Below are 19,648 nucleotides of genomic sequence, written 5' to 3'. Positions count from 1 at the left end.
ATGGGCCGTAACGCGATCATCGCCTTCGTGGCTCGTCGGGTCCTCACCATGGTCCTGATGCTCTTCGTCATCTCGTTCCTCATCTTTTCGTTGCTGTACCTGGCTCCGGGCAACGCCGTTGACATCCTGCTCGGTTCGCGGCCACGCACCCCCGAGACCGTGCGGTTGCTGACCGAGCAGTACCACCTGGACAAGCCGTTCCTCACGCAGTACTGGATCTGGCTGGAGAACGTCCTGCAGCTCGACTTCGGCACCTCGATCCAGACCACGCTGCCGGTCGCGGACGAGGTCAAGTCACGGCTGCCCACCTCGCTTTTCCTTGCGGTCTTCGCCTTTGTACTGGAGATGTCGTTCGGGCTCCTCTTCGGAGTCCTGGCGGCACTCAAGCGACGCGGGGGTGTCGACAGAGGACTCGTGGCCGTCTCCGTGGTCGGACTGAGCATGCCCGCGTTCGTCAGCGGTGTCTTGATGCTCTACGTGTTCGCGGTGCAACTGAAGTGGTTCCCGGCGTTCGGTGCCGGCACCGGATTCACCGACCAGGTATGGCATCTGACGCTGCCGGCGATTTCGCTCGCGATCGTGGGGGCGGCCTACGTCGTCAAGCACACCCGCGCCGCGGTCATCTCGGTCCTGGACCAGGATTACGTGATGTTCGCACGGGCGCGCGGGCTGTCGGCGGCCACCGTGATGCTGCGCTACATCCTCCGCAACGCGCTGATCCCGGTGCTGGGGCTGAGCGCGATGATCCTGTCGTTCCTGGTCATCGGCGCGGTATTGGTCGAAGTCACGTTCTCCGTCTCCGGTATCGGCCAGATGCTCGTCCGCGCGGCCACGAGCCAGGACCTGCCGACGATTCAAGGGGTGGGGATGCTGGTCGCCGCGATCGTCATGGTGACGAACCTGATCGCCGACCTCGCGTACATGGCGGTCGACCCGCGCGTCCGACTGAGGAGCAGGAAATGACCGATCTCGTGATACCGGATCAGGCGGGCCGCCGCCGGGGGTTCGGCTTCGCCGGGCTGCTGGCTGTCACGTGCTTCGCGTTCCTGGGGCTGATCGTGGTGCTGGCCGTCTTTGGGTCCCTGATCGCTCCGCACGACCCGGGCGCCCAGGATCTGGTGCTGGGCCTGACCAAACCCAGCGGTGACCACTGGCTCGGGACCGACGAACTCGGCCGGGACGTGTTCTCCCGGCTCATCGCGGGAGCCCGGACGGCGCTGGTCGGACCGGTCGTGATCGCGCTCGGCTCGATCCTGATCGGGAACGGTCTCGGCCTGCTCGCCGGCTATCGCGGCGGCTGGCTCGATGCGGTGATCATGCGCTGTGCCGACCTGATGTTCTCGTTGCCGAGCCTGCTCGTCATCATCGTGGTCGCCGGCACCTTCGGTGGTGGCTATTGGCTTTCGGTGGTGCTGCTGATCGCGCTCAACGCCCCCTTCGACGCGCGCATCATCCGCGGGGCGACGCTCGAACAGGCGCCCCGCGCGTACGTCGAGGCGGCCAGATCCGTCGGTCTCTCCGACACCAAGATCATGATCAGGCATATCTGGCCCAACGTGGCGCCGATCGCGGTGGCCAACGCCTGTCTGGTCTTCGCGGGATCGCTGGTCTCGCTGGCCGGGCTCTCCTTCCTCGGCCTGGGGGTGGCTCCCGGCACCCCGGACTGGGGCCTGATGGTCAGCGAGGGCCGCAGCCTGCTGTTCACCAATCCGGTGGGAGTTCTCGCCCCCGCGGCCATGATCGTTCTCACCGCCACGGCCATGAACCTGTCGGGTGACTGGGTTTATGACCGGCTGTCCGCACAAGGAGCCAACCGATGACGCAGTCTCCCTCCGACCGGCCCGAGACCTCTCGTGGGGCCACCGCCGGTCTCGATGTGCAGGAGCTGCGGATCGAGCGGGTGGGCGGGCCGGGCACCCACACCATCGTCTCGGAGATCAGCCTGACCGTCGCACCCGGCGAGACGGTCGGGATCGTCGGCGAGTCCGGCAGCGGCAAGTCGATGACGGCGAAGGCGATCACCGGACTGTTGCCGCCGAAGCTCGTCGCGTCCGGTCGGGTGACCTATCGCGGGCGAGACCTGCTGCCGTTGCGGGAGAAGGAATGGCGGTCGATCCGGGGGCACGAGATCGGCCTGGTGAGCCAGAATCCGTTCACGATGCTCAGCCCGGTGGACCGGTGCGGCCGGATCATCGAAGAGTCCTTGCGCCGCGAGGTCCGCAAGCGGATGAGCCGCCGGGAACGCCGGGCCGAGGCGATCCGGCGCCTGGCCGAAGTCGGTATCGACGACGAGTCCGTAGTGGACAGACATCCCTTTCAGCTCTCGGGCGGCATGCAGCAGCGGGTGGGGATCGCCGCCGCGTTGGCGCGGGAGCCCCGGATCCTCATCGCCGACGAGCCGTCGACCGCCCTGGACGCCACTACGCAGCGGGAAATCCTCGCGCTGATCAAGAGCCTGCAAGAGGCACGGGGGATGGGGCTGATCCTGATCACCCACGACCTGCGGATCGCGTTCTCGATGTGCGACCGGGTCAACGTCCTCTACGCCGGGTCACTGGTGGAGACCGGCCCCGCGGCGGATCTCGAAGCGGAACCGTTCCACCCGTACACGCACGGGCTCTTGATGTCCGAGCCGCCGGCGGACCATCGGGTCGCGGAACTGGTGGCGATCCCGGGATCGGTCCCGACGCCCGATTCGGTCGCCGGTTCGTGCACATTCGCGCCCCGGTGCCGATGGGTGCGCCCGGAATGCACCGACGGCGCACCGCCGCTGCGCGTCATCGGTGCTGGGCGGCTGTCGGATTGCCTTCGCATCGAGGAGATCAGGTCCGAGCTGGCCGAAGAACGGACGCGGGCGACCGGCGCGGCGGTGCCGGCGGTGGCCGCCGACGGGGAGGGCAAGCTGATCGCGGTCACCGACGTCGGCAAGATCTTCCACAGTGGAGGGCGGGAGGTGACGGCGCTCCAGTCCGTTTCGATCAGCGTCGGTGACGGTGAGGGGGTCGGGCTGGTTGGCGAGTCGGGTTCCGGGAAGTCCACGCTCGGCCGGATCATCGCCGGTCTCGAGCGGCCTTCGAGCGGATCGATCGAGATCGCCGGAATCGATGCCGGCGACCGGTCGAAGCTCGGCCGCCGGGATCAGCTGGCCCTGCGCCGTAAAGTGCAGATGATCTTCCAGGACCCGTATTCCTCGCTGAACCCGATGCGCACGATCGGCTCGACCCTCGAAGAGACGATCCGGGTGCACGAACCGTCCGCAAAGGACATGGAGCGCCGGATCGCCGAGCTGCTCCGGTCAGTGGGCCTGGACTCCGAATACGCCCAGCGGAAGCCGATGGCGTTGTCCGGCGGGCAGCATCAGCGGGTCGCGATCGCCCGCGCGCTCGCCGTGCGGCCCCGGATCCTGATCTGCGACGAACCGGTGGCCGCGCTGGATGTGTCCGTCCAGGCGCAGATACTGAATCTGTTCTCGTCCCTGCGTGACGAGTGGGGAATCGGCTACCTGTTCATCACGCACGACCTCTCCATTGTCCGGCAGGTCGTGGAACGTGCCTATGTGATGTCCAAGGGCCGGGTGGTCGAGTCCGGCCCGGTCGACGAGGTGCTCGGCAACCCGCAGGACCCGTATACCGTCCGCCTGCTCCAGTCCGTGCCGAACTCCAGCGCCGAATGGCTCGCTCCCGGATCGCGGGCGAGCGCCGGGGAGGCATGAGAGCCGGTGCGGGGAAAGGAATTCTTGGGTTCTCGAAAAGGAACTGAAGCTACCTGCCTGCTTTCGCCGGTGGGAGACTCGAAGAATGAAAAATCACCCCCCGGACCACGGGAAGAATGAGCTTGGCGGGATTATGGCCGCGCTCGCCACTCCGTTGAGCGGCGACGGTTCCACAGTGGACCGGGACTCGATCGCACCCTTGGTGGACTACGTGATCGGCGGCGGCGTGGCCGGTGTCATTCCGTGCGGGAGCACCGGCGAATTCGCCGCGTTGACGATGGACGAACGCATGGCGGTCGTCGAATCGGTGGCCGAGGCCGCGCGGTCCCGGGTCGCCTTGATCCCGCATGTCGGCGCGCTCCGTCCGGCCGACGCGGCCGAGCTGACGCGTCACGCGGCCGCTCGCGGTGCCGCCGCCGTGATGGCGGTGCCGCCCTTCTACGATCCGCTGAGCTGGGCGGAGATCATCGGCTACTACGCGGAAATCGCCGCCGCGGCGCCCGGATTGCCGATCATGGCCTACCACTACCCGAGTGCCACCGGCGGGCGGATCACGGCCGGGCAGATCGACGAACTCACGCGAGCGGTCCCCGCCGTGCGTTACCTGAAGGATTCCAGCGGGGACGCCCAGCTGGTCGACGAGCTGCTGGCCCACACCGAGGGAAGCAGCCTGAGGGTGTTCAACGGCTCCGATTCGCTTACCTTCCAGGGGCTCGCGTGTGGCGCCACCGGAAGTGTCTGGGGCGCAGCCACTTTCATGCCCCGGCTGGCGGTCGAGTTCTTCGAGGCGGTCCACGAGCGGCGCGACCTTGAGCAGGGCCGCCGGATGTGGCGGAAGATCCGTCCGATCTGCCGTTTGCTGGAAGACGCCGGCTATCCGGCCGCGGTCAAGGCGGCCTGTGAGCTGGCCGGTCTGCCGCTCGGCCCGACGCGGGCCCCGCTGCGGCCCATTTCCGCCGAGGCGCGCGAGCAGCTTCATCTTCTGCTCGACGCGGCGGGCCTCATCGACGCGGCGCGGGCGATCGCATGAGGACGGACAAGGTCGGCGGAGCATCCGACCCGTTCGAAGTCGTCGTCATCGGTGGTGGTCTGGCCGGCCTGGCGGCCGCGTGGCGGTTGCGAAAGCAGCGCGTCCTGCTGCTGGAGTCCGGAGATCGGCTGGGTGGCCGGCTCTACTCTCAGCGCGAGGACGGCGACGACTACTGGCTGAACTTCGGTGCGCACCTCTTCCCGGCGCCGGGTGGGGTCGTCGATTCGATGGCCAAGGACGTCGGCCTGGAGACCTTGCCCATCACCGGAAGCATGATGGGAATCGCCTACAAGGAAAGGATTCTGGCGTCCGGCCCGATCGAGTCCTACCCGTTGCGGCTGCCGTTGCCGGTGCGGGAGAAGATCGCGTTCGCGCGGGCCGGGGTGCGCCTCAAGCGAGCCGTCGCGCGGTACCACCAGGTGCTGTCCCGGCGACCGGGCGAGTCGGAGGCCGAGCTGCGGCAGCGCAGTCTGGCCTATTTGGACGATCGGACGTTCTCGGAGTTCCTCGGTGATCTCTCGCCCGAGACGGCTTCGATCTTCGCCTGCGCCGCGCACCGCGCGACGGCCGAGCCGGCCAGCCTCTCGGCCGGCAGCGGGATCGGGCTTTTCGCGCTCGTCTGGGGCGGGGCCGGATCGTTGATCGCCCGCAATCTCGTCGGGGGATCGTCGGTGCTGCCCGAGGCACTGGGCAGGCAACTCGGGGACCGGGTCCGCCTCGGCGCCGAGGTCCGGCGAATCGCGCCGCGTGCCGAGGGCATCCAGCAGATCGAGTACACAATGGACGGACAGGCGGAGGTTGCCGAAGCACGCCATGTGATCGTCGCTGTGCCGGCCCCGATCGCGGCGCCGCTGGTGGCTCCGATTTCCCGCGTAGCCGCCGAGTCGCTGTCCGCCATCACCTACGGTCCGTTCCTCAGTATGGCGATGCGGACAAACGAAGTGGCGGCGCAGCCGTGGGACGATGTCTATGCGCTCGCGACCCCGGGGCGATCTTTCGACATGTTCACCAACCACGCGCAGATCCTCCGGACCTCCGCCGAGCGTGCCCCCGGGGGAAGTCTCATGGTGTATGCCGGAGGCGACGGTGCGGCGCGGCTGATGGCGCGGCCGGACGAAGAGATCAAGCAGACCTTCCTCGAAGATCTGCACCGGCTTTACCCCGGGACCCGCGGTATCGTCGCGGCGGCCAAGGTACATCGCTGGAAGCTGGGCAATGTCTATGCGCGGCCGGGCCGGCACAGATTGCAGCCGGCGCTGGAGGGTCCGCTCGGCGAGTCGCGCAACGTTCACCTGGCCGGCGACTACTTCGCCGAGCTGGGCAGCATGGAGACGGCGGCGAAGACCGGTGACAGTGCCGCCCAGCGGGTGGCGCGGGCGCTGGCGTCCGGCGGCTGAGCGGCGCGCGCCGGGCGGGCAACGGCTTTCCTTGTGTGTGGACAAAGGAAAGTGAACTACCACACACCGCGGGCGGATGAGAGACTCACCGGGTGATTTCCGGAGAATGAAGGCGGAACAATGAGAGTTCGCTTGATGAGCGCGGCACCCCTCGTCGCGATGGCGGCTGCTTTTTCCCTGCTGGCATCCGCCTGCGCGGGGGGCGGTGCCGCCGGCGGCGGGACGGATCACCTGCGGGTGGGAATCGTGGGCGCCGACCTGTCCAATGTCGACCCGGCGGGTGGCTTCGCGCTGCAGGTGGACTCGTATGTCCTCGAGTTCCTGATGAAGCTCAGCCCGCAGGGGAAGGTCGAGCCGAATCTCGCGGAATCGGTCGACCGGCCCGATCCGGCGACCTACGTCTATCACCTGCGCCACGGCGTGAAATTCTCCGACGGCACCGAGATGACGTCGGCGGATGTCGCCAACTCACTCGACTACGCCCGAAACCCCAAGTTCCCGGACTCGTCGAAGTACTCCGCGGTCAAGAGCGTGGAGGCGCGCGACCAGTACACCGTGGCGGTGACGCTCAAGGAGCCCGATGTCAGCTGGGAGTACACCTCGGCGACGGCGGGCTACATCTTCCAGAAGAAGCACCAGCAGGAGCACCCGGCAGACTTCGGCAAGCCGGGCGTGGGGGTGATCGGCACCGGACCGTACGTGCTGAAGAGCCTTGATCCCACCACGGGCGCCGAGTTCACCGCGAATTCCGGCTACTGGGGCGGCAAGGTCTCGATCCCCACGGTCTCCCTGACGATGTTCGCCGACGAGACCAGCGAGGCGCTGGCGTTCCGCGCGGGACAGGTCGACGTGGCCTTCCCCGCCTACGCGCGGGGGTTCGAGTCGTCGGCCGACACGAAGCTGGTGTCCGCGCCCGGTACCAAGCAGGGCATGTTCACCATGAACGTGCAGGTCGCCCCCTGGAATGACGTGCATGTGCGCCGAGCCGTCGCCTACGCGCTCAACCGCGAGGAGATCATCAAGGTCGCCGGTGGTGGCGCGGCGCCGGACTACACGATCATCCCGCCGGCCCAGCTGCAGTCGATCGCGTCCAAATCGGACGTCGACGCGCTGATCGCTGCCCTTCCGTCGTACAAGTCCGATCTCGGCAAGGCAAAGCAGGAACTGGCGCAGTCGGCGCATCCGCAGGGCTTCGAGGCGACGCTCGAAACCTACAATTACGGCAGCTTCGTCACCACTTCCCAGGCGATCGCCGGTCAGCTGGCGAAGATCGGCATCAAGCTGAAGGTCAAGGTCGACTCGGTGGCCGAATACACCAAGACCATGTCCCAGCCGCATACCACGGTGCCCATCCAGTACACGTTCTTCAACAACAGCACCCCGGATCCGGGCGCGATGCCCCAGCAGGCCCTGCACAGCGACTCGGCGGCGATCGGCCTGAACAACTTCTCCGACTACAAGAACGCGAAGGTGGACGATCTCATCAAGCAGGGCGCGAGCACGGCGGACCCCGCCACCCGGTTCTCCGTCTACTCGCAGCTGCTGAAGATCGTCGGTGACGACGTGCCCGTGGTGCCGCTTTACGCCGGCGACAACCACTTGGCCATCTCGGATGCCTTCACCTGGCCGACGTTCAACACCTACTCGACCGACCACACTCCGTACATCCTCGAAATCAAGGCGAAGTAGCCCGGATGTCGCCGGCGCGGAGACCATCCTCTCCGCGTCGGCGACGCGTGGGCGTGCACCGAGAGGTCGATCACGTGACGTTCAAGCCAGCCGGTTCCCACTACCTCGACGGCGGTTCCGGCGATGGCCGCGGACCCGAATGCCGAGTGGTGGATCCCGCGACCGGCGACGAGATCTGGACGTTCACCGCGGACAGCCCGGCCGAGGTCGAAGCCGCCATCGCCGCGGCATCCGCGGCCTTCCCCGAGTGGTCCACGACAACGCCGGGGGAGCGGTCCGGAGTCCTGCTGAAGCTGGCGGCCGAGCTTGAATCTCTGGCCGGCGAACTCGCGGAGGTCGAGACCGCCCAGGCCGGCAAGCCGATCCGGTTGTCCCGGCAGTTCGACGTCCCCGGTTCGCTGGACAACGTCGCCTTCTTCGCCGGCGCCGCGCGGCTGCTGGAAGGCAGCGCCTCCGCGGAGTACTCGCCGGAACACACCTCGTCGATCCGGCGTGAGGCGATCGGGGTGGTCGGCTCGATCGCGCCGTGGAACTATCCGCTGCAAATGGCGGTCTGGAAAGTGCTGCCGGCGATCGCGGCCGGCAACACCATCGTCTTGAAGCCGTCCGAGATCACGCCGATCACCACGCTGATGCTCGCGGAGGCCTGCTCCCGCGCCGGCGTGCCGGACGGCGTCGTGAACGTCGTCAACGGGCCCGGCGCGGTCACCGGCGAAGCGCTGGTCACCAGCCGGTCGATCTCGATGATGTCCTTCACCGGTTCCACCGCCGTCGGCAGGCACATCGCCGGCCTCGCCGCCGCCAACGGCACTCGCTTGCACCTCGAACTGGGCGGAAAGGCGCCGTTCGTGGTCTTCGATGACGCTGATCTGCCCGCCGCGATCCGAGGAGCCGTTGCCGCAGCTCTGATCAACAGCGGCCAGGACTGCACCGCGGCAACGCGCGCGTACGTTCACCGGTCACTGTTCACCGAATTCGTCGACGGTGTGGCGGCCCTGATGAGCCAGGTCCGCCTCGGTGACACCAGCGACGAGGACACCCACCAGGGCCCGCTGGTGTCGTGGCGACAGCGCGACCGTGTCGCAGCCATGGTCGAACGTGCCCGGAACGATGGCGCGCGGATCGTCGTCGGTGGCGGGGCGCCTGGGGGCGAACTGTCCCGAGGCGCCTATTACGCGCCCACCTTGATCGTCGATGCCGACCAGCGCAGCGAGATCGTGCAGGAGGAAGTCTTCGGCCCGGTCCTGACCGCACTGCCCTTCGATGACGACACCGAAGCGATCCGCTTCGCCAACGACGTCCGTTTCGGCCTTGCAGCGTCTGCTTGGACCCGCGACGTCTTTCGCGCGCAGAACGCTTCGCGGCTGATCAAGGCCGGCACTGTCTGGATCAACGACCACATCCCGATCATCTCGGAGATGCCGCACGGCGGAATGAAAGGCTCCGGCTACGGAAAGGACATGTCCGCCTACGCGCTCGACGACTACACCCAGCTCAAGCACGTGATGTCGGACATCACCGGTGCCGTCCGGAAACCCTGGCACGACACCGTGTTGCAGGGCTGTGAAGGGGTCCTTCACGGACTCTGAGTCCGTGAAGGACCCCTTCACAGCCTTTCCGGGTACCGGCGCGGCTACGCGGGGTTCGGTCGGCGCAGCTCGCCTACGCCGTCGGCGATGGCGCGGACCTCCGGGGTCGCGAGGTCACCGAAATCCTCGACCTCGAAGATCTGCCGGATTTCGATCTCGCCGGTCTGCTCGGGCATCGGGTTGGGGCAGCGCTTCACCCACTCGACGATCTCGTCCCACGAGCCTACTTCCATGATCCAGAAGCCGGCCACCAGTTCCTTGGTCTCGGTGAACGGGCCGTCCAGGACGGTGCGCTCGCCGCCCTCGAACCGGACGCGCGCGCCCTTCGAGCTCGGGTGCAGGCCGTCGGCGGCGAGCAGGACACCGGCCTTGACCAGCTGCTCGTTGTACCGGCTCATCTCTTCCAGCATCTCGGTGCTCGGCATCGCGCCCGCTTCGGAGTCGGCCGTCGCCTTGACCATCACCATGAATCGCATCGTCATCGCCTCCAGGTCGCGGGGGCCACGGTCGTGACCCCGCTTCACCACTGCGTCGAACGGCGCGGGTGGGTTTCGACAGGTCGACGGTAGCCGGTTTCCGAAAGTTTGAAAGACGCCCGCTCAGGCCTCGCGGAGATCCGCCGGCTCCGGCGACGGAAACACGGAGAACCGCAGCGCGACCTCGCGAGGCCGGGGGCCAGCCGCGGATGCCGAAGGGCGTAACGGAGCACCAGCTCGTCGTACTCCTTGTCGAAAGCGGTCCTCGGCGGTGAGGGCGGCCGCCCATGGCCCGAACGCCTCACGGTGCTTCGCGGCCCAGGAGAACATGCGCAGCTCACGGTCGTACTTCGCATCCAGATAGGACGAGACGGTGGCTCGGTCCTGTTCGTCGAACTCGGCCGGCGCCGTTTCGTGGGCGACCGAGTGCCAGCGGCCGTCGCGGGCGCGGCGTAGGTAACCGGCCTCGGTCAGTGCGTAGAGCGCGGCGGGTACGTCGACGGCAGGGTCGGCCAGCGCGGCGGACCTCCTCGATGGTGCCCGGTGCGAGGCGTAAGAGCCGTTGGTGGACTGGATTCGCGTGCACGGCGTGTCCCGCATGGTGAGCGGGCGCCGCTGCAGGTCGCCGGACAGCAGGGTGCGTGCGCGCAGCGACAGGAAAGCCGCGATGGGCAGTTCAGCGCACACAGCCATGGCCAGGCCCGGACCGTGCCAGTCGAGCACGGCGTCGAACCACGCGTCGCAACAGAGCAAGGCGGCGGTCGCGGCGAGTAGCGGTACGGTGGCGGTGCTGCGACGTACGCCGAGTACGACTGCGGTGGCGAAACACAGCAGCAGCGCCACATCGAAGCCGACCCCGCAACGCGCCAGTTTGTGGCGTCGAAACGCTGGGCGAGATAGATCGTCCACGGCGCGAGAAGCACGGCGGCAAGGGCTGATCCGCCCAGCAGGACGCGTCGGAACACCCGATCGAGATCAACTGCCGGAACTCCGCGGGACATCCGGGAAACCCGCTGTGCCCCGGGGGAAGACCCCGAAATCGAGCTCAGCCGGGGTCCTCCGCGCGCTGGCGCCAGTCCTGTGCCTCCGCGACCACCCCGCGGGCCTGCAGCATCCGGGCGAGACTCAACATTCCTTGCTGGTCACCGGTTTCCGCGGCCAGCCGGAAGTAGTGTTCGGCGCGCGCGAAGTCTTCGCGGGCCTCGGCGAGATGGCCGAGGTTCGTGAGCGCCGGGACACTGCCGTGCTCGGCGGCCTTGCGGTACCACGCGGCGGCCTCGCCGTCGTCGTCGCGGCCGCGGGCGAGTACGCCGAGGTTGGTCATCGCCGCCGGGTCGCCCGCTTCGGCGGCCTCCAGGTACCAGGCTTCCGCCGAGTCGAGCTGACCACGGCGGTGCAGCAAGAGACCCAGCCGGACCTTCGCTTCGACGTACCCGGCCTCGGCGCCGCGGCGGTACCACGATTCGGCGTCGCGAATCCGGCCGCCACGCTCCGCCTGTCTGCCGAGCAGGCAGGTCGCGGCGAGTTCGCCGGAATCCAGCGCGGCGCGCCACCACATCTGCGCCTCGGCGTGTTCGTCGCGTTCGGCCAGCACCATGCCGAGGTCGAGCATCGCGACCGGGCCGCCGTCCCGCGCCGCGCTCCGGCACCAGCGTTCCGCCTCGCTGCCGCGGCCGAGCTCGACGAGCAGATGGCCGAGCGCCCCGGCCGCTCCCGGCGCGCCGCCCACGGCAGCGTCGCGGAACCAGCGCTCGGCGTCCGCGATCCGGCCCTGGCGTTCGCAGGTCCGTCCCAGTTCGAGCATCCCTTGTGGATCACCGGCCTGCGCCGCCTCCCGGTACCAGCGCGCAGCCTCGTCACCGGCGCCGCGTCCGGCCAGCAGCCGGGCCAGCGCGGTCATCGCGACCGGGTTGCCGCCCGTGGCCGCCCGTCGATACCAGTCCTCGGCCCCGGCGATGTCCCCGCGTTCCCGGAGCGCGGCGGCGACCCTGGCCATGGCCACCACGTTGCCCCCTTCGGCCGCCTTCCGCCGTAGGTAGCCGTCGATACGCGCGTGCCACTTCCGCAGCCGACCGGTCATCGGCCACCCTCCCTTCGGCCGGGCCCCCACCACGTAATCGCAGCTGGACGCGCTGGCGTGACAGCCGTTGCCGATCTCCTCCGTGCCGAGGCTTTTCGTTGACCGGCAACAGATGGTGGCCGAGGCCACGTCCGAGACGGCCGCGTGTCCGGCGGGGTGGCGGCCACGGCGGCGGCATACTGCCGCGTTGTGTCCAGGACCATCTCCGCCCGGCGGATCGTGCCGCTCGTCGTCGTTCTCCTCATCGCCGCCGGCGGCTTCTGGTGGTACTCGAACCGGCAGGTGGACGCCGAGCCCGCGCCGTCCGGCGACGCCGGGAAACAGCTGTCCGAGCTGAAAGTCGCCGAGCGCACCTCGATGAGCGGCTACTCGCGGGCGAAGTTTCCGCACTGGGACAGCCAGGGGCACAACTGCGACACCCGCGAGACGGTGCTCCAGCGCGACGGCGAGGACGTCAAGGCGGGCAAGGACTGCAACCCGACCGCGGGCACCTGGCACAGCCTCTACGACGGGGAGACCTGGACTAAGGCGGGTGACCTGGACATCGACCACATGGTTCCGCTCGGCCAGGCATGGGCGAGCGGTGCCCGGGAATGGCCGCAGGACAAGCGCGAGCAGTTCGCCAACGATCTGACGCGCCCGCAGCTGTTCGCCGTGACCGGCCGCGTGAACCGGCAGAAGAGCGACAAGGCGCCCGACGAGTGGAAGCCGCCGCTGGTGTCGTTCTGGTGCACCTATGCGACGGACTGGATCACGGTGAAGCACTACTACGGGCTGACCGTCACCACCGGCGAGAAGTCCGCGCTGTCGGACATGCTGCGGCGGTGCCCGAGCTAACCTCGGGTGCCATGGCGACTTTCGCACTGATCCATGGCGGCGGCGGGAGCGGGTGGGACTGGCACCTCGTGGCCGCGCGGCTGCGCGAGCTGGGGCACGAGGCCGTGACCCCGGACCTGCCCATCGAAGATCGGCAAGCGACCCTGCGCGATTTCACGGACACCGTCGTCGCCGCGCTCGGCGCCGCGCAGGACGTCGTGGTCGTCGGGCATTCCTACGGCGGGTTCACCGCGCCGCTGGTCGCCGAGCGGATCGGAGCGCGGCTGCTGGTTTTCGTGGCCGGCATGGTCCCCGCGCCGGGCGAGCCACCGCGCGACTGGTGGGGCAACGTCGGATTCTCCTCGCCGGAAGGACTCTCGCCGGTGGAGCAGTTCCAGCACGACGTACCTGCCGAGCTGGTCGAGGAGGGCGCTCGACGCGGCAGGGAGCAGGCGAGCGCCGAGTACGCCGAGCCGTGGCCGGGCGCTGCACTGCCTGACGTCCCTACGCGTGCGCTGGTGTTTCGAGACGACCGATTCTTCTCCGCCGACCTGCAGCGTCGCGTTGCGCGCGAACGGTTGGGGATCGTCGCCGACGAGCTGGACGGATCGCACGTCGCGCTGCTGAGCCGCCCGAACGAGGTGGCGGAGCGGTTGGTCAGCTACCTGTCGCAGGGGTAGCGGTCACCAGTTGCTGTGCACGAGCGGCCGGATCAGCTCGTCGTACGTGTCGCGTACGCCGGTGACAGCTTCAGCAGACAGCGACGGCAGCCTGCCTGCGACGGCGTTCGCGCGTGCCTGATTAGCGTTGCGCGCGCCCGGGATTGCCACGCTGACGCCTTCCTGATCGAGGATCCAACGCAGTGCGAACTGGGCGAGCGTCTGTCCTTCGGGCACGAGATCGCGTAGCCGCTCCACGGCTTCCAACCCGACTTCGAACGGCACGCCGGCGAAAGTCTCGCCGACGTCGAACGCTTCGCCGTGCCTGTTGAAGCTGCGGTGATCGTCGCTGCCGAAGGTGGTGTCCTTTGCGTACCGGCCGGCCAGCAGCCCCGAAGCGAGCGGCACACGCACGATGACCCCGACGCCGGCTTCGGCCGCTGCGGGCAGGACTTGCTCCAGCGGCTTGAGCCGCAGGCAGTTGAGGATGATCTGCACCGAGGCCACATTCGGCCTGCGAAGCGCAGTAAGGGCTTCTTCGCAGGTTTCGACGCTCACTCCGTACGCATTGATCCGGCTCTGCGCGACGAGGCCGTCGAGAGCGTCGTACACCGCGTCGGACGCGTACACCGGCGTCGGCGGGCAGTGCAGCTGGACGAGGTCCAAGGTGTCCATACCGAGGTTTCTCCGGGAGCGGTCGTTCCACTCGGCGAAGTTGGCTGCGACGTAGTTCTCTGGCACCTGCGCAGCCCGGCGGCCCATCTTTGTCGCCACGAAGATGTCTTCGCGCTCCTTACAGAACCGGCCGACTAGCGTCTCGCTTCGCCCGTCGCCGTAAACGTCAGCGGTGTCGAAGAACGTCACGCCTTCGTCGGCGGCCGCGTGCAACACACCCATCGCGTCGGCTTCGTCCACGGTGCCCCAGTCGGCACCGAGCTGCCAGCAGCCGAGCCCGACGGCCGACACTGTGCGGCCCAGGCGGGCGACCTCGCGAGTCTCCATGGCGCCCGATCCTAAAACCGCCGCAGACCGCGTCAGAGCGCGAAGGCGGCCCAGACGCACTTGCCGCCTTCGGCCGGGTTGTAGCCCCACCGTATGGACAGCGCGTGCACCAGCTGCAGCCCTCGGCTGCGCGCAGCAGCCGGGGAAGCGGGTGCCTGCAGCTCCGGGATCTTCGCCCCCCGGTCGAACACCGATACCACCAGTTCCTCGGTGGTCAGCATCAGCTCCAGCCGCTCCGGCCGTTCGCCGTGCTCGACGGCGTTGGTGACCAGTTCGGAGGTCGCCAGCAGCACGTCGTCCCGCAGGGTCCCGGGCAAGTCGATCGAGGCCAGCGCGGCCTGGATGCGCCGCCGGGCGACCGCGGGAGCGGTGACGTCGGCCGGGAGGACCACCCGCAGCGGATCCGGCGCCGGTGCCGTGGCGCGCCTCGCCGGCATCTGCGACGTCGTCATGGCATCCACCTCCCAAGCCTCTTCGGTCACTTGCTCTGTGGTGTTTACCCAACCGCGACCCGGCCGAATCAAGTGCCCTCGGTGAGGTCGGTCTCGGACAGCCCGGTACGCAGCTTCGCCAAGGTCGCGGCCAGCAACCGGGACACCTGCATCTGGGAGACCCCGACGCGGCGCGCGATGTCCGACTGGCTCATCCCGGAGCCGAACCGCAGCGCGACGATCTTCCGCTCCCGCTCGGGCAGGCTGTCCAGCATCGGCCGCAGCGCCTCGCGCAGCTCCGCCTGCCCGAGGTTCGCGTCCGGTGCGCCGAACCGGGTGTGCGCGGAGTTCTCCAGCAGGTTGTCCAGCGAAGCGCCGTAACGGCCCTGACCGGCCCGCAGTCCTTCGTAGACATCCTCGACCGGCACGTCGAGGTGCTGGGCGATCTCGCTCGGCCGGGGTGCGCGCGACAGCCGGACGGTGAGCTCCTCGCGCGCCGCCGAGATCGTCGCGTTCAGCTCCTTGAGCCGCCGCGGCACGCGGACCGACCAGCTGTTGTCCCGGAAGTGGTGGCGCAGCTCGCCGGAGATCGTGGGCACCGCGAAGGCGAGGAAGTCACTGCCCTGGCCCGGGTCGTACCGGTCCACCGCGTGGATCAGGCCGACCGTGGCGATCTGCACCAGATCTTCCATCGCCTCGTCCCGGTTGCGGAATTTGCGCGCCAGGTTGCGGGCGAGTTCGAGGTGCCCGCGGACCAGCTGGTCGCGGATCTCCTCGCGGCGCGTGGCCGCGGCGGGCAGGGTGCTCAGCTCATGGAACAGGGCCGCCACGTCGGTGGGCTCGCCGCCGGCGGAGTCGGTCACGAGCGGGCCGTCTCGCTCTCCCGGACCAGCTGCACCCGGGACAGATATCGCTCACCCGCCGGGGTCACCGTGCGCCGGGCCGAGGTGGCCAGCGCGGTGAGCAGCTGCCAGGACAGCCCGGTGTCCTCGCCGTGGTCGGGTTCGTCGGTGGTCACCGACACGGTGACCTCGACTCGTCCCTCGATCCAGGAGAAGACGCAGGTGAGTTTCCCGTCCGCGGCGGCGGGCAGCAGCATGGAGCAGGCCTCGTCCACGGCCATCCGGAGATCCTCGACCGCGTCCAGGTCGAAATCCTGCCGCATGGCGATGTCGGCCACGATCGTGCGCAGCGTCGGCACCACGTGCGGGATCGCCGCCGTCCGCACCTCGATGAGCTGGGCGTCCGCGCGCTCGAGCGGGGCGTTCTCCTCCACGTACTGTCCTCTCTCCGGCGGGCCGCGCCGTGTGCTGTGGTGCCCGGTCTGCAGATGCCCGGGGTGTGAGCAAACCAAACCCGCGTTTGATCGCTGCGACCGGCGGGCATGTAGCGAACGGAGTGCCCGATCCAGGGGAAGGTGGGGACGAGATGGCTGACGTGAGCCGGTTGCCCAATGTGGTCGCCGAAGAATGGGAGTGGCAGCTGCGCGGGAGCTGCCGCGGCGCGGACAGCAGCCTGTTCTTCCACACCGACAACGAACGCGGCTCGGCCCGCGAGCGCCGTGAGTCGCGGGCCAAGGCGATCTGTCAGACCTGCCCGGTGCTGGCGCAATGCCGCCGGCACGCGATGGCGGTGGAGGAGCCGTACGGCATCTGGGGCGGCCTCGGCGAGATCGAACGGCGTGAGCTGTTCATGCGAGCGCGCCGGGCGGCCAAGCGCAAGGCGATCTCCGCCTGAGTACCGGCGGCTTTCCCCGCGTACGAAGCCGTACGCGGGGTTCGTCGTGTGCGGGGTGCCCCGGTGTGGACGACCGGCGGGAGGCCGTGCCTTCGCAGTGGCAGTCACCCACTGGGTTAGGGTTGGGTTTCCGGATGCCTTTGCAGCCGTGACACGGTTGCCGCTCGAGACCACAGGCGCTCCGGCGCAGGAGCAGCGCCTGACGAGGAGAAACTGCATGCCCGCAGCCGACCAGAACGCCACCCCGCCCGGATTCGGCATCACGCTGGACACCGCGGCCGCCGAGCCGAGGGTGGTGGTCACCGGTGAGCTCGACCTGCTCACCAGCCCGCAGCTGCAGGAAGCGCTCGCCGGGCTGATCGCGGACGAGAACTCCCGCCGCGTGGTGGCCGACCTGACCGGGGTGACCTTCTTCGACTCCTCGGCGCTGAACGTGGTGCTGCACGCCCAGCGTCAGGCCGGTGAGCAGGACGTCGAGCTCGCGGTGGTGCCCAGCCCCGCGGTGAGCCGGGTGATCGAGCTCACCGGCGTGGCCGAGCACCTGAGCGTGTCGGAGGACCCGCGGCCCTGATCCCCCGGTACGGTCGCGCCCGGCGAAAATCCGCACGCGACCTGGGGGACGACCACGATGATGGGGCGCACGCACGCCCTGACCGGCTGGTGCGCGGGGCTCGCATTGGCGCCCGCGGCCGGTGCCGGGGCAGTGCACCAGGCGGTGGTCTTCGCGGCCACCACGGCCGGGTTCGCCCTGCTGCCCGACCTCGATCACCCCGGGGCCAGCGCGTCCCGGCTGCTGGGCAGGGTGACCGGCGCACTGTCCTGGCTGCTGCGCCGGCTTTCGGCGGCGGTTTACGCGCTGACCAAAGGCCCTCGCGACGAGAAGGTGACCGGTACGCACCGGCACCTGTCGCACACCGTGCTCTTCGCCGCCGTACTCGGCGCGGCCACCTCCGCGGGCTGTTCGGCGGGCGGCCCGTGGGCGGTGCTCGCGGTGCTGCTGCTGGGACTGCTACTCGCCGTCGCCGCCCTCGGCGACTGGCTCCTGCTGATCTACGGCGGCGCGGTCGTCTGGTGGTACTTCACCGCACCGGACGACCGGGTGGCCCAGCTGGCGGACATCTCGGGCTGGCTGGGCGTGGCGGTGGCCGCGGGCTGCTTCGTGCACTGCCTCGGCGACTCGCTCACCGAGTCCGGCTGCCCGTTCCTGTTCCCCCTGCCCATCGCGGGCGAGACCTGGTACGAGATCCGCCCGCCCAAGCCACTGCGGCTGCGCACCGGCAAGAAGGTGGAGACCCGGCTGGTCTTCCCGCTGTTCGTGGTGCTGGGAGTGCTGCTGGCGCCCGGCGTGTGGGACTGGCTGCTGGACACGGCAGGCCACCTGTTCGCCCCGTCCCCGGCGCAGACGGCAACACAGTGACACCGACATGTACATGATGTACATTGGGAACCCGGAAGGGAGCAGCAATGCCGGTTGACGCGCATTACGGGACGATGGCGGAGGCGCGGACGCACTTCAAGGATCTGCTCGACGCCGCGGAGGCAGGTATTCCGAAGACGGTGCAGCGGGAGCAGCTGCGTGCCGTGATGGTCGATGCCGAGCGGCTGCGTTACTTCCTGACCGCGATGCGGCCCTCGAAGGCGCAGGCGGTCGCGGAGGCCGACGGCTGGAGCGTGCTGCTGCCCGGGCTGCCGATCGCCGCGGACGGCGCCACCTTCGACGAAGCGCTCGACGAGACGGTCATCGCGCTGCGCGAGTACGCCGCGGACTGGGCCGATCACCTCCGGCATGCGCCCAACCACCGGGACAACTGGGGTCTGGTGCAGATCATCGACCTGTCCACCGACGCGCAGCTGAAGGACTGGCTCCAGGCGTGAGCGGCAGATTCCCCGAGCCCACCCGCAAGGACCACCAGGCGTTCTGCCTGATCGAGGAGTGGACGGAAGTCCGCAACGCCCGCCGCCGGACCGGTCATCACTGCACCTACGAGCTGCCCTTGCCGGACGGCCGCATCCTGCGTACCCGGATCTCGCATCCGCCGAATCGCCAGGTCTACGGGAAGAGTCTCTGGTCGCACGTGCTGCGCGACCAGCTGGAGGTGACCGAGCCCGTCTTCTGGGCCTGTGTCCGGCACAAGGCCCGTCCGGCTCGCGGCGCGGTGGTGCCGGACGAGGCCGCGATCCCGGCGGCGGTGGTCAGCCAGCTGCTGGCCAACGGCGTATCCGAGCTCGAGGTGCGCGGTCTGTCCAAAGTAGACGCGATTCACCGGCTGACGGAGATCTGGTCCGCGCCCTGAACGGTCCCCGGATGGTGCTCTCGGGTGAGTATGAAGGGGAAGGGTGCACCCGCTCCGGCTGCTGCGGAGTGGGGTGTTTTGCTGGTGCAGGAAGGAAGTCGCCGATGTCCGAGCGAGTGTTGCGTGCGGACGCGCGCCGGAATCGGGCTCGCGTCCTGGCGGCCGCCGAAGAAGCGTTCGCCGTCGACGGGGTCGCCGTGCCGCTCGACGACATCGCCCGGCTGGCCGGTGTCGGAGCAGGCACCGTGTATCGCCATTTTCCCAGTAAGGAAGCGCTCTTTCGAGCGGTCGTCGTGGAGCGGCTGGAGCAGTACGCGAACGAAGCGCAGGAGCTGATCGACTCCGAAGCGCCCGGCGAAGTCTTCTTCGGCTACTTCTTGCGCGTGATCGAGCAGGCGTCGCGTAACCGCGCCATCTGCGAAGCGCTCGGTGAGACAAGCGGCCCCGCGTACGAGGGCGAGGCCGGTGATCAGTTCCGGAAGAACTTCGGCACTCTGTTCGAGCGCGCGCAAAAAGCAGGCCTCGTACGCACCGATATCAACTGTGACGACCTGCGTGCGCTGATGGTCGGTGCGCTCGCGGTCGAGCGGCACGCGCCGGGCAGGCCGCACCTGGTGCGCGTCGTGCTGGACGGCTTGCGGCCTTAGCCACGAGCAGTCCGCGCAGCTCAGGCGGGCACTGTGCCCTGACTTGATTCTGCAGGACTCAAGTTGCACGTTCGGTCACGAAGCTTATG

The 19,648-nt window shown here is 68.8% G+C and carries 22 protein-coding genes; 15 read left to right on the top strand and 7 right to left on the bottom strand.

What is annotated here, in order from left to right; genetic code table 11:
* From ATK36_RS15100 to ATK36_RS15070, 7 genes are all read left to right on the top strand, one after another.
* The gene (locus ATK36_RS15100; protein WP_098512050.1) at positions 1-963 is read left to right on the top strand and encodes an ABC transporter permease; all 963 of its coding nucleotides are present in this window, start codon (positions 1-3) and stop codon (positions 961-963) included.
* A complete protein-coding gene (locus tag ATK36_RS15095; RefSeq protein WP_098512048.1) occupies positions 960-1,820 on the top strand; it encodes an ABC transporter permease in 861 nt (286 codons plus the stop codon). The genes ATK36_RS15100 and ATK36_RS15095 overlap by 4 nt, the downstream gene beginning before the upstream one ends.
* A complete protein-coding gene (locus ATK36_RS15090; protein WP_098512047.1) occupies positions 1,817-3,712 on the top strand; it encodes a dipeptide ABC transporter ATP-binding protein in 1,896 nt (631 codons plus the stop codon). Before ATK36_RS15095 ends, ATK36_RS15090 begins: the two co-directional genes overlap by 4 nt.
* An 85-nt stretch (positions 3,713-3,797) precedes the next feature.
* On the top strand, positions 3,798-4,742 hold the full coding sequence (locus ATK36_RS15085) for a dihydrodipicolinate synthase family protein (protein ID WP_098512046.1): 945 nt from the start codon (positions 3,798-3,800) through the stop codon (positions 4,740-4,742).
* Complete coding sequence (locus tag ATK36_RS15080; RefSeq protein ID WP_098512044.1) at positions 4,739-6,139, top strand: NAD(P)/FAD-dependent oxidoreductase; 1,401 nt, start codon at positions 4,739-4,741, stop codon at positions 6,137-6,139. Before ATK36_RS15085 ends, ATK36_RS15080 begins: the two co-directional genes overlap by 4 nt.
* Positions 6,140-6,274: 135 nt before the next feature.
* A complete protein-coding gene (locus tag ATK36_RS15075; RefSeq protein ID WP_141544443.1) occupies positions 6,275-7,828 on the top strand; it encodes an ABC transporter substrate-binding protein in 1,554 nt (517 codons plus the stop codon).
* Between the two features lie 74 nt (positions 7,829-7,902).
* A complete protein-coding gene (locus ATK36_RS15070) occupies positions 7,903-9,417 on the top strand; it encodes a gamma-aminobutyraldehyde dehydrogenase (RefSeq protein ID WP_245914751.1) in 1,515 nt (504 codons plus the stop codon).
* Positions 9,418-9,461: 44 nt separating this feature from the next.
* Here the strand turns inward: ATK36_RS15070 and ATK36_RS15065 are convergent, their stop codons facing one another.
* The 3 genes from ATK36_RS15065 to ATK36_RS15055 form a co-directional block, all read right to left on the bottom strand.
* Positions 9,462-9,893, bottom strand: a complete 432-nt coding sequence (locus tag ATK36_RS15065) for a YciI family protein (protein WP_098514906.1) — start codon at positions 9,891-9,893, stop codon at positions 9,462-9,464.
* A gap of 123 nt (positions 9,894-10,016) precedes the next feature.
* The gene (locus ATK36_RS15060; protein WP_245914749.1) at positions 10,017-10,736 is read right to left on the bottom strand and encodes a hypothetical protein; all 720 of its coding nucleotides are present in this window, start codon (positions 10,734-10,736) and stop codon (positions 10,017-10,019) included.
* Between the two features lie 202 nt (positions 10,737-10,938).
* Positions 10,939-11,973 (bottom strand): tetratricopeptide repeat protein, encoded by a 1,035-nt coding sequence (locus ATK36_RS15055; protein ID WP_098512040.1) that lies wholly within the window; start codon positions 11,971-11,973, stop codon positions 10,939-10,941.
* Positions 11,974-12,216: 243 nt separating this feature from the next.
* Between ATK36_RS15055 and ATK36_RS15050 the strand changes: the two genes are divergently transcribed.
* Positions 12,217-12,810, top strand: a complete 594-nt coding sequence (locus ATK36_RS15050; protein WP_245915370.1) for an HNH endonuclease family protein — start codon at positions 12,217-12,219, stop codon at positions 12,808-12,810.
* Between the two features lie 11 nt (positions 12,811-12,821).
* Complete coding sequence (locus ATK36_RS15045) at positions 12,822-13,469, top strand: alpha/beta fold hydrolase (RefSeq protein ID WP_098512038.1); 648 nt, start codon at positions 12,822-12,824, stop codon at positions 13,467-13,469.
* A 3-nt stretch (positions 13,470-13,472) separates the two neighbouring features.
* Here the strand turns inward: ATK36_RS15045 and ATK36_RS15040 are convergent, their stop codons facing one another.
* From ATK36_RS15040 to ATK36_RS15025, 4 genes are all read right to left on the bottom strand, one after another.
* Positions 13,473-14,450 carry an aldo/keto reductase gene (locus ATK36_RS15040; protein ID WP_098512037.1) on the bottom strand — a complete coding sequence of 326 codons (978 nt, stop codon included), beginning with the start codon at positions 14,448-14,450 and terminating at the stop codon, positions 13,473-13,475.
* 32 nt (positions 14,451-14,482) lie between these two features.
* Positions 14,483-14,902, bottom strand: coding sequence for an ATP-binding protein (locus tag ATK36_RS15035; RefSeq protein ID WP_098512035.1), 420 nt, complete (start codon positions 14,900-14,902; stop codon positions 14,483-14,485).
* 68 nt (positions 14,903-14,970) lie between these two features.
* Positions 14,971-15,744: a SigB/SigF/SigG family RNA polymerase sigma factor gene (locus ATK36_RS15030; protein ID WP_098512034.1), complete on the bottom strand. Its 774-nt coding sequence runs from the start codon at positions 15,742-15,744 to the stop codon at positions 14,971-14,973.
* Positions 15,741-16,157, bottom strand: a complete 417-nt coding sequence (locus tag ATK36_RS15025) for an ATP-binding protein (RefSeq protein WP_098512032.1) — start codon at positions 16,155-16,157, stop codon at positions 15,741-15,743. The genes ATK36_RS15030 and ATK36_RS15025 overlap by 4 nt, the downstream gene beginning before the upstream one ends.
* Positions 16,158-16,309: 152 nt before the next feature.
* Here ATK36_RS15025 and ATK36_RS15020 point away from each other — a divergent pair, with 152 nt between their 5' ends.
* The 6 genes from ATK36_RS15020 (at position 16,310) to ATK36_RS14995 (ending at position 19,559) form a co-directional block, all read left to right on the top strand.
* Complete coding sequence (locus ATK36_RS15020; RefSeq protein ID WP_098512031.1) at positions 16,310-16,618, top strand: WhiB family transcriptional regulator; 309 nt, start codon at positions 16,310-16,312, stop codon at positions 16,616-16,618.
* A gap of 217 nt (positions 16,619-16,835) precedes the next feature.
* Positions 16,836-17,189 carry an STAS domain-containing protein gene (locus ATK36_RS15015; protein WP_098512029.1) on the top strand — a complete coding sequence of 118 codons (354 nt, stop codon included), beginning with the start codon at positions 16,836-16,838 and terminating at the stop codon, positions 17,187-17,189.
* Positions 17,190-17,249: 60 nt separating this feature from the next.
* Positions 17,250-18,035 carry a metal-dependent hydrolase gene (locus tag ATK36_RS15010; RefSeq protein ID WP_098512028.1) on the top strand — a complete coding sequence of 262 codons (786 nt, stop codon included), beginning with the start codon at positions 17,250-17,252 and terminating at the stop codon, positions 18,033-18,035.
* Positions 18,036-18,082: 47 nt separating this feature from the next.
* On the top strand, positions 18,083-18,493 hold the full coding sequence (locus tag ATK36_RS15005; RefSeq protein ID WP_098512026.1) for a type II toxin-antitoxin system HicB family antitoxin: 411 nt from the start codon (positions 18,083-18,085) through the stop codon (positions 18,491-18,493).
* On the top strand, positions 18,490-18,912 hold the full coding sequence (locus ATK36_RS15000; RefSeq protein WP_098512025.1) for a cytotoxic translational repressor of toxin-antitoxin stability system: 423 nt from the start codon (positions 18,490-18,492) through the stop codon (positions 18,910-18,912). Before ATK36_RS15005 ends, ATK36_RS15000 begins: the two co-directional genes overlap by 4 nt.
* A 104-nt stretch (positions 18,913-19,016) precedes the next feature.
* Positions 19,017-19,559: a TetR/AcrR family transcriptional regulator gene (locus tag ATK36_RS14995; protein ID WP_098512023.1), complete on the top strand. Its 543-nt coding sequence runs from the start codon at positions 19,017-19,019 to the stop codon at positions 19,557-19,559.
* Positions 19,560-19,648: the final 89 nt, after the last annotated feature.

It is taken from the genome of Amycolatopsis sulphurea (genome assembly GCF_002564045.1).
GTDB lineage: Bacteria > Actinomycetota > Actinomycetes > Mycobacteriales > Pseudonocardiaceae > Amycolatopsis > Amycolatopsis sulphurea.
The sequence above is the reverse complement of the archived record's forward strand: the minus strand, read 5'-3'. Positions and strand labels throughout refer to the sequence as shown.

Bases quoted from the DNA above. Each gene is read 5' to 3' on its own strand.
- ATK36_RS15040 (WP_098512037.1), bottom strand. From the start codon at position 14,450: ATGGAGACTCGCGAGGTCGCCCGCCTGGGCCGCACAGTGTCGGCCGTC.
- ATK36_RS14995 (WP_098512023.1), top strand. From the start codon at position 19,017: ATGTCCGAGCGAGTGTTGCGTGCGGACGCGCGCCGGAATCGGGCTCGC.
- ATK36_RS15065 (WP_098514906.1), bottom strand. From the start codon at position 9,893: ATGCGATTCATGGTGATGGTCAAGGCGACGGCCGACTCCGAAGCGGGC.
- ATK36_RS15020 (WP_098512031.1), top strand. From the start codon at position 16,310: ATGGCTGACGTGAGCCGGTTGCCCAATGTGGTCGCCGAAGAATGGGAG.
- ATK36_RS15100 (WP_098512050.1), top strand. From the start codon at position 1: ATGGGCCGTAACGCGATCATCGCCTTCGTGGCTCGTCGGGTCCTCACC.
- ATK36_RS15080 (WP_098512044.1), top strand. From the start codon at position 4,739: ATGAGGACGGACAAGGTCGGCGGAGCATCCGACCCGTTCGAAGTCGTC.
- ATK36_RS15045 (WP_098512038.1), top strand. From the start codon at position 12,822: ATGGCGACTTTCGCACTGATCCATGGCGGCGGCGGGAGCGGGTGGGAC.
- ATK36_RS15085 (WP_098512046.1), top strand. From the start codon at position 3,798: ATGAAAAATCACCCCCCGGACCACGGGAAGAATGAGCTTGGCGGGATT.
- ATK36_RS15090 (WP_098512047.1), top strand. From the start codon at position 1,817: ATGACGCAGTCTCCCTCCGACCGGCCCGAGACCTCTCGTGGGGCCACC.
- ATK36_RS15005 (WP_098512026.1), top strand. From the start codon at position 18,083: ATGCCGGTTGACGCGCATTACGGGACGATGGCGGAGGCGCGGACGCAC.
- ATK36_RS15055 (WP_098512040.1), bottom strand. From the start codon at position 11,973: ATGACCGGTCGGCTGCGGAAGTGGCACGCGCGTATCGACGGCTACCTA.
- ATK36_RS15010 (WP_098512028.1), top strand. From the start codon at position 17,250: ATGGGGCGCACGCACGCCCTGACCGGCTGGTGCGCGGGGCTCGCATTG.
- ATK36_RS15035 (WP_098512035.1), bottom strand. From the start codon at position 14,902: ATGACGACGTCGCAGATGCCGGCGAGGCGCGCCACGGCACCGGCGCCG.
- ATK36_RS15095 (WP_098512048.1), top strand. From the start codon at position 960: ATGACCGATCTCGTGATACCGGATCAGGCGGGCCGCCGCCGGGGGTTC.
- ATK36_RS15075 (WP_141544443.1), top strand. From the start codon at position 6,275: ATGAGCGCGGCACCCCTCGTCGCGATGGCGGCTGCTTTTTCCCTGCTG.
- ATK36_RS15015 (WP_098512029.1), top strand. From the start codon at position 16,836: ATGCCCGCAGCCGACCAGAACGCCACCCCGCCCGGATTCGGCATCACG.